At 69.2% G+C, this 10,291-nt stretch carries 10 protein-coding genes; 4 read left to right on the top strand and 6 right to left on the bottom strand.

Annotation, left to right across the window (positions count from 1 at the left end; genetic code table 11):
- Positions 1-147 precede the first annotated feature (147 nt).
- The 4 genes from KDL01_RS34495 to KDL01_RS34480 form a co-directional block, all read right to left on the bottom strand.
- Positions 148-1,041: a carbohydrate ABC transporter permease gene (locus KDL01_RS34495; protein ID WP_212532890.1), complete on the bottom strand. Its 894-nt coding sequence runs from the start codon at positions 1,039-1,041 to the stop codon at positions 148-150.
- A gap of 4 nt (positions 1,042-1,045) precedes the next feature.
- Positions 1,046-1,993, bottom strand: a complete 948-nt coding sequence (locus KDL01_RS34490; RefSeq protein WP_212532889.1) for a carbohydrate ABC transporter permease — start codon at positions 1,991-1,993, stop codon at positions 1,046-1,048.
- A gap of 198 nt (positions 1,994-2,191) precedes the next feature.
- Positions 2,192-3,571 carry an ABC transporter substrate-binding protein gene (locus tag KDL01_RS34485; RefSeq protein ID WP_212532888.1) on the bottom strand — a complete coding sequence of 460 codons (1,380 nt, stop codon included), beginning with the start codon at positions 3,569-3,571 and terminating at the stop codon, positions 2,192-2,194.
- A gap of 223 nt (positions 3,572-3,794) precedes the next feature.
- Complete coding sequence (locus KDL01_RS34480) at positions 3,795-4,826, bottom strand: LacI family DNA-binding transcriptional regulator (protein WP_212532887.1); 1,032 nt, start codon at positions 4,824-4,826, stop codon at positions 3,795-3,797.
- 175 nt (positions 4,827-5,001) lie between these two features.
- Between KDL01_RS34480 and KDL01_RS34475 the strand changes: the two genes are divergently transcribed.
- Together KDL01_RS34475 and KDL01_RS34470 are read left to right on the top strand one after the other, a co-directional pair.
- A complete protein-coding gene (locus KDL01_RS34475) occupies positions 5,002-5,523 on the top strand; it encodes a SigE family RNA polymerase sigma factor (RefSeq protein ID WP_212532886.1) in 522 nt (173 codons plus the stop codon).
- The gene (locus KDL01_RS34470; RefSeq protein ID WP_212532885.1) at positions 5,520-6,227 is read left to right on the top strand and encodes a hypothetical protein; all 708 of its coding nucleotides are present in this window, start codon (positions 5,520-5,522) and stop codon (positions 6,225-6,227) included. Before KDL01_RS34475 ends, KDL01_RS34470 begins: the two co-directional genes overlap by 4 nt.
- Before the next feature lie 123 nt (positions 6,228-6,350).
- On the opposite strand, the gene KDL01_RS34465 is transcribed toward KDL01_RS34470, so the two are convergent.
- The gene (locus KDL01_RS34465) at positions 6,351-7,373 is read right to left on the bottom strand and encodes a DUF2382 domain-containing protein (RefSeq protein ID WP_212532884.1); all 1,023 of its coding nucleotides are present in this window, start codon (positions 7,371-7,373) and stop codon (positions 6,351-6,353) included.
- A 343-nt stretch (positions 7,374-7,716) separates the two neighbouring features.
- On the opposite strand from KDL01_RS34465, the gene KDL01_RS34460 reads away from it, so the two are divergent.
- The gene (locus tag KDL01_RS34460) at positions 7,717-8,730 is read left to right on the top strand and encodes a helix-turn-helix domain-containing protein (protein ID WP_212532883.1); all 1,014 of its coding nucleotides are present in this window, start codon (positions 7,717-7,719) and stop codon (positions 8,728-8,730) included.
- A gap of 54 nt (positions 8,731-8,784) precedes the next feature.
- Here the strand turns inward: KDL01_RS34460 and KDL01_RS34455 are convergent, their stop codons facing one another.
- Positions 8,785-9,447 carry an alpha/beta hydrolase gene (locus KDL01_RS34455; RefSeq protein ID WP_246577417.1) on the bottom strand — a complete coding sequence of 221 codons (663 nt, stop codon included), beginning with the start codon at positions 9,445-9,447 and terminating at the stop codon, positions 8,785-8,787.
- A gap of 312 nt (positions 9,448-9,759) precedes the next feature.
- Here KDL01_RS34455 and KDL01_RS34450 point away from each other — a divergent pair.
- A partial coding sequence (locus tag KDL01_RS34450; RefSeq protein ID WP_212532882.1) for a hypothetical protein occupies positions 9,760-10,291 on the top strand: 532 nt, incomplete at its 3' end.

The raw sequence follows: 10,291 nt of genomic DNA, 5'->3' as shown, positions 1-10,291 counted from the left end.
GTGGGGGAATGCGGGGTCAAGGTAGTCTCGCTCCTTGCTAGGGGGTGCGGTGCCGTGCGGTGACGGCGGCATGACGGCATGGCCGGGCGGCGGTGCGGCGCCGCCCGATGCCGTGGTCGGAGGGGGAGATCGCGTCCGGGGGCGGGCTCAGCCCTTGAGGCTGCCCGCGGTCAGGCCGGACATGATGTTGCGCTGGAAGATCAGGAAGAAGACGATCGTGGGCACCGAGGCGATGGCCAGGGCCGCGATCAGGATGTTGAGCGGCAGCCCGACCGAGAGCTGGTTCAGGCCGATGTTCACCGTCTGCGCCGAGGTGTTGGTCAGGGTGAGCAGCGGCCAGAGGAAGTCCTTCCACACGTTGACCACCGCGAAGATCGAGACCACCCCGAGGATCGGCCGGGACATCGGCAGGATCACCGACCACAGCGCGCGCATCGGTCCGGCGCCGTCGATCGAGGCGGCGGCCAGCAGCTCGGCCGGGATCGAGTCGAAGAAGCGCTTGAGCAGCAGGATGCTGAACGCGTTGCTCGCGACCGAGGGCAGCCAGATCACCCAGGGGGTGTTGAGCAGGCTCCAGTGCACGAACGGGAGGCTGTTGGCGGTCAGGTAGGCCGGCAGGGCGAGCACCGTGGTCGGGATCATCATCGTGGAGAGCATCCCGAACATGAACACGTTGCCGAACACCGGGCGCAGCTTGGAGAACGCGTACGCCGCGCCGATGTCGAAGGCCAGCTGGAACAGCAGCGCGCCGGCGGCGTAGAAGGTGGTGTTCCACAGCAGCCGGCCGAGGTCGGCGTCGGACCAGGCGGTGTGGTAGTTGCTCACCTGCGGGTGCGCGGGCACGAGGGTGGGCGGTACCTGGATGAGCTCCTGCGGCGACTTGAGGCCGCCGGTGACCATCCAGTAGAAGGGGAAGAGGAAGGCCAGCGCGAACAGCAGGACCAGGACGACGAAGGTGGTCCAGTACACGGCCTTGCCCACCGGCCGGTTGAGCTGGGTCCGCGAGACGAGGGTGCGGGAAGTGGATTCGATGGCTGCCATGTCCTCAGTCCTCTTCCACGGAGCGGGCCAGCTTGAGGTAGATGCCGCCGAAGACCATCAGCACGAGCAGCAGGGTGATGCCGGTCGCCGCGGCGTTGCCGAAGTTGTTGTAGTTGAAGGCGTAGTCGAAGATCTGGTAGACGACGCTGGTGGTGCTGTTCGAGCCGCGGGTGATGACGTCGGGCTCCAGGAAGACCTGGAAGGTGTTGACGATCTGAAGCATCAGCATCAGCGAGAGGATCAGCCGGGTCTGCGGGATCGTGACGTGCCAGACCCGCTTGAGGATGCCCGAGCCGTCGAGCTCGGCCGCCTCGTAGAGCTCGCCGGGCACGCCCTGGAGCGCGGCCAGGTAGATCAGCACCGAGCTGCCCATGTTGGCCCAGGTGGAGAAGAGCACCAGGCAGAGCGTCGCGAGCATCGGCGAGCTCTGCAGCCAGCCGACCGTCGGCAGGTGCAGGGCGTGCAGGGCCTGGTTGAACAGGCCGCCGTTGTCCGCCTGGTAGAACCAGCGCCACAGGAAGGCCGCGGCCACGGTCGGGATCATCACGGGTAGGTAGACCAGCAGCCGGAAGTAGCCCTTCATGTGCCGGATCTCGTTGAGCACCACCGCGACGCCGAACGGCACGGCGAAGCCGAAGACCAGGGCGAAGAGGGTGAAAAGGCCGGAGAAGCGCCAGGCCGCCCAGAAGTCGGGATCCGCCCAGATGTGCCGGTAGTTGTTGAAGCCGACCCACGTGGTGTCGCCGGCGAAGTTCGTCTTCTGGAAGCTCATGATCACTTCGCGGATCATGGGATACCAGGAGAAGAGCGCGAAGCAGATCACCGCGCCGAGTAGAAAAAGATAGCCGGTGGCGTGCCGGCGCAGCCGCTGGGCCAGCGGCGCCCGGCGCCTGGCCCGGGCCGCGCCGCGCGCCTCGTAGGCCGTGGCCGCGGAAACATTGATCGTCGCCATGGGGAGGGTCCCGCTCTTCCTTCTCGAGCCTCGTCGCTCTGCACTGTCGCTGCGTGCTGCTTGCTCTGGAGCGCTTGCTCTGGAGTGCTTGCCGGGCTGTTTGTTCCGTACCGCGTGCGAACGCGCTCGGCGCTCGCCGCCCCGCGCACCGCCCGCCCGGGCCTGAGGCGTCCCGGGCAGGCGGTACGGGCGTCGGTGTTACTGCGCGTTCGCCAGGATGGTGTTGGTCTGGCTGGCGAAGGTGCTCAGCAGGGCCGGGATGTTCGCGTTCGGGTTGGTCAGCACCGCGAACATCGCGGCGTCACCCTTGGCGTAGAGGGCCTGGGCCTGCGGCGGCTCGATCACCAGCTGCATCTTCGGCAGGGCCGCGACGTAGGTGGAGAAGTTCGCGGTCGGGATGTTCGCGTACTTGGCCTTGGCGGTGTTGTCGGCGTCGGCCACGGCGCCCTGCCACAGGTCCGGCTCGGGCAGCCCGACCGGCTGGTTCTGCTGGGCCTGGCGCTGGTAGTCGAACTGGCCGAGGCCGGAGGTCTCGAACTCGTAGTTCAGGAACTTGATGCCGGCCTCGATCTGCGCGGGCGTGTCGCTCTTGTTGAACATGTAGCCGGAGCCGCCGAGCAGAGTCGCGGTCTCACCGGGCATCGGTCCGACGGCGAGGTTGTCGTACGGGGTCTTGTACGTGCTGTGCATGGCGGTCAGGGTGCTCGGGTCGCCGACGTACATGCCGAGCTTGCCTGAGGCCATCATCTGCAGCAGGTCGTTGTAGACCAGGCCCTGGTTGGTACCCATCACGTTGTCGGTGAAGCGCATCTTGTGCAGGAACTCGAGCACGGACTGGCCGGCCGCGTCGTTGAAGTTGGCGCTCTTGCCGTCGGCGGTCACGGCGGTGCCGCCGCGCGAGTAGAGCTCGGCGACGAAGTGCCAGCCGCCGGTGTTCTGCGCGCTGTAGTCCGCGTAGCCGATGTCGCCGTGGCCGAGCTTGGTGATCGCGATCGCGTCCTGCTCCACCTGGTCCCAGGTGGTGGGCGGGTCGTTCGGATTCAGGCCGGCCTGCTGGAACAGCGCCTTGTTGTAGACCAGGCCGAGGCTGTAGTTGCCGGTCGGCACGCCGTACAGGTCGCCCGAGGAGGTCTCGCCCTGGCGGTAGACGTTGAGCAGCGAGCTCTGGACCGAGGAGTAGTTGTTGATCTGGCTCGCGTACTGCTGGATGTCGGCGGCCTCGCCGGAGGAGACCACGTTGGCCGCGTCGGTGAAGTACGTGTAGAAGACGTTGTCCATCTTGCCGCTGGCGAGCTTGGCGTTGAAGGTCGCCGGGTCGTCACACGGGTTGGTGTCGTCGCTCGTGATGGTGATGTTCGGGTTGAGCTTCTCGAACGCCGCCACGTCGGCGACCCAGTTGGCCCGCGGCTGTGCCTCCGAGGTCGGCGGCTCACAACCGACGGATATGGTCACCGGAGCATTCGAGGCGGCACTCGCCGTACCTGAGCTCTTGGAACTGCTGCAGCCGGTGGCGGTCGCGGCGACGGCGACGGCCGTCAGGGCGATGGTGAACGCCTTGCTTCGCTGAAAGACGTGCATACTCTGGTATTCCTCCGAAACGGATGCGTCTGACCCCGGCCATAAGGCCGCGAGGCAAGCGCGAAACGGGTCGCTGAAGGTGGCGCAGGTCGTGCGTGCCGCGGCCGGCGAGGGTTCGGGCCGCGTGGCGTAGTGGAACAGTACGAGGACGACTGCCGGTTGTCCAGAGATTCGTGCAGAAAATCTAGACTTCGTTGTCGAAATCTTGCACAGCAGCAAAAAATCACGACTGCGGGTCGAAGATCCGTGCGCGTTGGCGACACGGCCCGGTCGAGCCGCGCACGATCAGCTGCGGCTCGAGCAGCAGCTCCTCGGTGGGCACGGCCTGGCCGTTGATCTGCGTCTCGAGCAGTTCCACCGCCGCCGCGCCCATCGCGCGCACCGGTTGTCGGATCGTGGTCAGCGGGGCTTCGACCACGGACATATAGGTCGAATCATCGAACCCGATCACCGAGAGGTCGCCGGGCACGGCGAACCCGCGGCGACGGGCCGCGCGGATCGCGCCGAGCGCGAGCGCGTCACTCGCGCACACCACCGCGGTCACGCCCAGCCCGAGCAGCCGGCTCATCGCCGCTCCGCCGCCCTCCATCGAGAACGGCACGTGCGCCACCCGCTCCCGCCAGGACTGATCCTCCGGACCGCTGCGCACATGCCGGACGAAGGCGCCGAGCTTGCGGGCCGAGGGCACGTGCCCCTGCGGCCCCAGGATCAGCCCGATCCTGGTGTGTCCCAACGAGGTGAGGTGCGCCAACGCCTGTTCCGCCGCCGCCTCGTCGTCCACGGCGACCCGGGCCACGCCCTCGTTCTCGTCCGCGGCGTTCACCAGCACGATCGGAATGCCGCGCTCGCGTAGCTCGCGTCCGTATTCCGGCCCCGCGTCGGCGTAACTGCCGCCGATGAACACGATCCCGGCGACGTCCCGGCGCAGCAGCAGCTCGATGTAGTTGGCCTCGGAGACCCCGTCGGCGGTACGGGTGCACAGCGCCGTCATCAGCCCGAGCTTGACCAGCCCGATCGAGACGGCCTCGACCAGCGCGGGGAAGATCGGATTCTGCAGGTCCGGGACCACGAGCCCGACCAATCCGCCCTTGACCCCCCGGAACTTGACCGGGCGGTCGAGCCCGAACACGTCGAGCGCGGTGAGCACCGCCGCCCGCGTGGCCGGCGAGATCCCCGGTTTGTCGCCCAACACCCGCCGCACCGTGGCCACACTCACCCCGGCGAACGCGGCTACGTCTACGAGCCTCTTCGTCACGCGGGTCAGCGTACAACCGTGGATGCAATAAGTGCCATGGATACGCAAGAAACTTGATCACTACGCAACGCGGGAGTCGGCGCGGGGCTCCGGCGGGGCGCGGATCGGCCTTGGGCAGGGCGTGCGCCCCTACCCGATCATCGACGGGCCCGGCTGTCAATGAATACTGCCGCTGATGCGTAGTGAAGGTGTGGACGAGAAACCAGAGGACGAGGATTTCGCGGCGTTCTACGAACAGGCCAGGGCCGAGTGCCTGCGCGCGGTCTACGCGGCGGTGGGCGACTGGTCCGTGGCCGAGGACGCGACGGCGGAGGCGTTCGCCCGGGCTTACGCCTCCTGGCGCAAGGTGTGCAAGCACCCGGCACCGCGCGCGTGGGTCGTGCGGACCGCGCTCAACACGCACGTCTCCTGGTGGCGGCGCCGTCGCCGGGAGGTGGCGTGGGACGCCTCGCACGATGCCGAGGACCGCTCGCCGGAAGGCTCCGAGATCGACCGACAGGTGATGCAGGCGCTCAGAGCTCTGCCCGCCCGCCAACGCGAAGTCGTCGTTCTGCGGATCTTCCTCGACCTCGATACCAAGACCACCGCGCGTGTACTCGGTGTCACGCCCGGCACGGTCATGACACACCTTTCCCGGGGGCTCGCCGCGCTTCGCGCCGCGCTCGCCCCCTCCGCATGGCAGGAGCCGGTGAAATGATCGAAGAGTTCGAACAGCACGAGGGCGGCGCCGCTGACGCCGCCTTGATCAGCCTGGTGGGCTCCGCCTTCGACGAGGGCCGCCGCGGACGCGAGGCGCCGGACGTGCTGGCGCGCGGCCGGACGCTGCGGCGGCGCAAGCGGGCCGTGCCCGCCCTCGGCGCGCTCGGTGTCGTCGCCGTCTCGGCGAGCCTCGCCCTCGCACTGATCGGCCAGAACGGCGCGGGCGCCCTGCCTCAGGCGGGATCCACCCACTCGCTGACGTCCCAGGGCACGTCCGTGAACGTGGACAACGCCGCATTCTCCGTCCATACCGACGCGAAGACCGGAAAGGTCATGGTCACCTTCTGGCAGCTCGGCGACCAGAGCGAGCTCGAGCAGATCCTGGCGAAGGCGGGTGTCCGCACGGTCTTCCACTCGACCACCGTGACGCTGCCCCCCGGCACCATCGATGTCGGGCCCCACTTGCCGGGGCTGTGCACCTGGCTCGGCGCCACCGAGCTGGACACGTCCAGCGTCCTGACCCGCCCGACCTCGGCGTCGGACAACTCCTTCACCATCGACCCGTCCAAGATGCCGAGCGGATCCGTACTCGCCTTCAAGTTCGAGCACCTCGTCGACCGCACCGGCAAGTCGTACGGGACCTACATCGGTCCGGAACTGCTCTCCAACCAGCCCACCGGCTGCGCCTCAAGTAGCAAATAACGCATATGCGCCCATGTCGGCGGGCCGGCCCGCGGGTCGGCCCGCCGACGTGGCGCCCGCGAACGGCAGGGCCGCGCGCGGACTCGGGCGACAGCCGCCGGAGTCCGCGCGCGGGCCTGGCGCTCAGCGGCGCCGATCGTCGTCCTTGTCCTCTTCCAACCTGATCTGTTCCTTGCGGACGGTGCCCCGCACCGTCTGCTCCTCGGTACGCTCGTCGACGGCCAGGCGCACCCGCTCCTTGGCCTCGACCGTGGTCTCCACCACCGGCTTCTCCTCGTGCAGGGTCACCACCCGCTCGGCCTCGGAGAGCTCCGTCGCGGACATCGCGTCGCCGCGGTTCTCCTCGGTGATCGGCTCCCGCACCAGGTGGACCTCCTCGTGCCGCAACGGGACGGTCAGCTGCTGCTCCTCGGTCTCCACGACCCGGTGCAGCCTGACCCGGCTGGTCGCCTGCCGGGTGACGCCCACGTGCAGCTGCTCTTCCGAGCGCGTCATGACCTCGTCCGTCGCCCCGGCGTCACCCTGCGCGGCAGGGGTCTCGGCCTGCTGACCTGCTACGAGCCGCTGGCCGCGCGGCGCGCTCTCGCCCATGGCCCGCTGGTCCGCCGCCGCACGCTGGTCCATGGCCGCACGCTGGTCCATGGCCGCGCGCTCGTCCATCGCCGCGCTCCGGTCCATGGCCCGCTGGTCCATCGCGGTGCTCTCGTCCATGGTCCGCTGATCGGTCGCGGTCCCGCGGTCCTTGACCCGCTGGCCCGCCGCCGCCTCGCGGTCCATCGACCGATCCTCGGCCGGCCGCTCCTGCGCGCGCCGCCGCAGCAACGCGTCCCCGTCGACTCCGTAGAAGCCGTAGAGCCTGCGCTCCTCCGTCACGGACAGGTGGCCCTCGGCGCTGATGTCCACTCCGGGGGCGGACTTGATCTTGTCCCTGGAGTACGGGACCTTGAGGTGGCCCTCCGTAGCGACGGCGTCGTGGACGGGTACGAACGACTCGCTGCTGCCGAACATGCCGGTCTTGACCGTGACCCAGTCGGGGCGGCCGGTGACGTCGTCGTAGAAGACGCGGGTGGCCTTGCCGATCTTGTGCCCGTCGTTGCCGTACAGCGGCTGCTGCAGCAAACCGGAGATCTCCTTTTGCGTCATCATGGTGAACCCCTTCTCTCGACCGGCGCCGAGTAACCAGGAAATCCCCCCATAAACGGATATACCGAAAATCCGGGCCCTCCGAACACCACGCTCCTCGGCCGCATCCGGCCAGTTCACGGCGGCTGAGGCCGCTAGCACGCCCGGCCGAAACGTTCAACTCGACCTTCTGGGCCGACCCGGATGCGGTCGGCCGATTGACCGTTTTCCTCCGGATCAAACCCGCCGATCGCGGCGGCGCGGGAAAGCGCGGGCACAGGGCAGCGGTGGCACCCTCGCCGCCCGGTGGCCCCGGGACGGCGTTGCAGAATCCTGAGGGTCGCGACAGCATGACAGTGTCCTGTTCATGCCCCACTCCCCGAGGTCAGGAGCCGCCGTGGTCGTCATCCTCGACACCTCCGTGGTGCCCGACGAGGAACGGTCCGAGCGGGTGCGGGTGGCCATGGCGGAGACGAGCGCCTCCTCCGTGGCACTGCTCGGCGGCGGGCATCCGGTCAGCGCCCGGCTGGACGTGTGGCAGCTGGGCGGGAGTTACCTGTTCCGCGCCGCGACGTCGCCGGTGCGGATGTCGCGCAGCGAGAAACAGGCTCGCCGCGACCCGGTGCCGCTGCTCGCGCTGGCGGTACAGGAGCGCGGCGAGGGACTGCACCGCCAGTTCGCGCCGCTCGACCGGGTGCACCCCGGCATGTTGATGGGCATGGACATGACCGAGCCGTTCGAGTTCTCCTGGTCCGGCCAGGGCGCGTCGCGGGCGTTGATGATGCCGCTCGACCAGCTCGACGTGCCGGCCGGGCTGCTGCGCCGCGCCTTGCCCCAGTTGGCCCGCAGTCCGCTCTACGACCTGGTGACGAGCCACATCGTGGAGCTCTTCGACGCTGCCGACGCCCTGACCGCGCACCCTTCGGCCGCGCGGGTCGCCGACTCCAGCGTCGATCTCGCCCGCGCGCTGATCGCCTCGCTCTCCCCCGACGCCTCGGCCAGGCGCGACGCCGCCGCGCAGACGCTGTGGGTGCGCATCCGCGAGTACGTGCGGCAGAACCTGCGCGATCCCGGCCTGGATGCCACCGCGGTCGCGGCAGCCCACAACATCTCGCTGCGGAAGCTGTACAACGTCTGTGCCGCGCTCGACATCAGCCTCGAACAGATGATCATCCGCCGGCGCCTCGAGGGAGTTCGGGCCGAGCTGGCCCTGCCGGCGGCGCGGGACCGCTCGATCGAGTCGATCGCCCGGGCCTGGGGGTTTCGCAACGTCAGCCATTTCACCCGGCGCTTCGGCCAGGAGTTCGGCCTCAGCCCGCGGGAATGGCGCACCCTGAGGACACCCGCGCCGAAACAGCGTCCGGACACACCTGCGCGGTGACCGGCGCCGGCGTCGGCGGCGCCGGTCACGCGCGGTGGGCGGGCCGGGCCGAGGTCAGCCGACGGCCGCGACCGCCTTGAGGATGACCTCGGTGACGGCGTCGGGCTGGGAGATCATGATGACGTGGGAGCCTTCGATCTCGGTGATGTCGGCGCCCGCGCGCTGCGCCATCTCGCGCACGACGTCGCTGCCCGCCGCGGTGTCCGCGGTGCCGACCGCCGCCCACGAGGGCAGGTTCTTCCAGGCGGGCGGACCGCTCTTCTCGGCGAACGCGCCGGCCGCGATCGGACGCTGGGACAGGCCGTAGACGTCGGACTGCGGCTGGGGCAGGTCAGCGGTGAAGACCGCGCGGAACTTGGCGGCGTCGATCAGCACCTCGACAGCGGTCTCGCCGCCATCACCGACCGGGTACTGGTACTCCTGGAGCGCGGTGGTCAGGACACTGTCCTTGGACCGGGCCACGATCTCGCCCAGGAGCTCACCTTCATCGGGGGCGAAGGCGGCGACGTAGACCAGGCCCACCACGTTCCGCGTCTTCGGGACGGCGTTGGTGATCACGGCGCCGCCGTAGGAGTGGCCCACGGCCAGGACCGGGCCGGGGATCTGGTTGATCATGCTCGCCCGTACGCGGAGTCGTGGCTGATACCGCGCAGCGGGTTGACGATCGCGCGCACCGGCACGCCGGCGGCGACCAGGCGCTCGGTCACGAACGCCCAGCTGCCCGCGTCGGCGAACGCGCCGTGCACCAGGACGACGGTGGGACCTGCGGAAGGGGTGGAGTCAGCCATCTCGTTCTCCTCGCGAGGGGGATGCGGCGCGTCGGTCGTCCGACGGCCGCGAGTGGCCCGGCGACCGGCCCGGCCATGCCCCAAGGATCACCGCAGAAGACTGTCGGCCCTGGATCGAGCACGCACGATTTCTTTGCTGTGCGTGCACGATTGCCCAACGACCCCCGAACACCGTGGGAGGATCGGGACGCGGCCCGGGATTCGCGGCATGAAGATCGCAAGGGACGGACGGTGTCCCCCAGTGCCTGTTCTGCTCGACACCAGCCTGCTGCCGGCCGGCGAGCGCGCCGAAGCCCTGCAGTCGGTCCTCACCGGCGCGACGGCGCCGCACGAACTGCGCCTGCTCGACCCGCCGGAGCGGGTCCACGCCCGGCTCGAACACTGGCAGCTGAGCCCGGACATCGCGCTGCTGCACCAACACAGCTCCGGCGTCAGCCACAGCCGGACCGCGAAGCACGCGCACAAGGACGGGCCGGAACGTGTGGTCTTCGTCCTGCACGACGGCGGGCCGGGCGGCTATGTCCACGAGGAGCGCGCGTACCCGTTGCTCCGCGGCGCCCTGTATGTCACCGACCTCAACTCCTGCTATTCCTACACCAGACCCGGAGAGGGGAGCGCGCGGATCGTCCAGGTCGAACGGTCCGCGCTCGGCCTGAGCATGGAACAGGTCCAGTGCGCCGCCGTACACCTGCAGGCGAGCCCGCTTTACCGCCTGCTGCGCAGCCACATCGCCGACCTCTGCGCCGCCGCCCCCGCCCTGTCCCTGTCTCTTA

The sequence above is a fragment of the Actinospica durhamensis genome, from assembly GCF_018139695.1.
GTDB lineage: Bacteria > Actinomycetota > Actinomycetes > Streptomycetales > Catenulisporaceae > Actinospica > Actinospica durhamensis.
Note: the sequence above shows the minus strand (reverse complement) of the source record. Positions and strands in the feature narration are given on the sequence as shown.

What these genes read in the sequence shown, in the direction of transcription:
- KDL01_RS34495 (WP_212532890.1), bottom strand. Translation starts at nt 1,041, where the DNA reads ATGGCAGCCATCGAATCCACTTCCCGCACCCTCGTCTCGCGGACCCAG.
- KDL01_RS34490 (WP_212532889.1), bottom strand. Translation starts at nt 1,993, where the DNA reads ATGGCGACGATCAATGTTTCCGCGGCCACGGCCTACGAGGCGCGCGGC.
- KDL01_RS34485 (WP_212532888.1), bottom strand. Translation starts at nt 3,571, where the DNA reads ATGCACGTCTTTCAGCGAAGCAAGGCGTTCACCATCGCCCTGACGGCC.
- KDL01_RS34475 (WP_212532886.1), top strand. Translation starts at nt 5,002, where the DNA reads ATGCGTAGTGAAGGTGTGGACGAGAAACCAGAGGACGAGGATTTCGCG.
- KDL01_RS34470 (WP_212532885.1), top strand. Translation starts at nt 5,520, where the DNA reads ATGATCGAAGAGTTCGAACAGCACGAGGGCGGCGCCGCTGACGCCGCC.
- KDL01_RS34465 (WP_212532884.1), bottom strand. Translation starts at nt 7,373, where the DNA reads ATGATGACGCAAAAGGAGATCTCCGGTTTGCTGCAGCAGCCGCTGTAC.
- KDL01_RS34460 (WP_212532883.1), top strand. Translation starts at nt 7,717, where the DNA reads ATGCCCCACTCCCCGAGGTCAGGAGCCGCCGTGGTCGTCATCCTCGAC.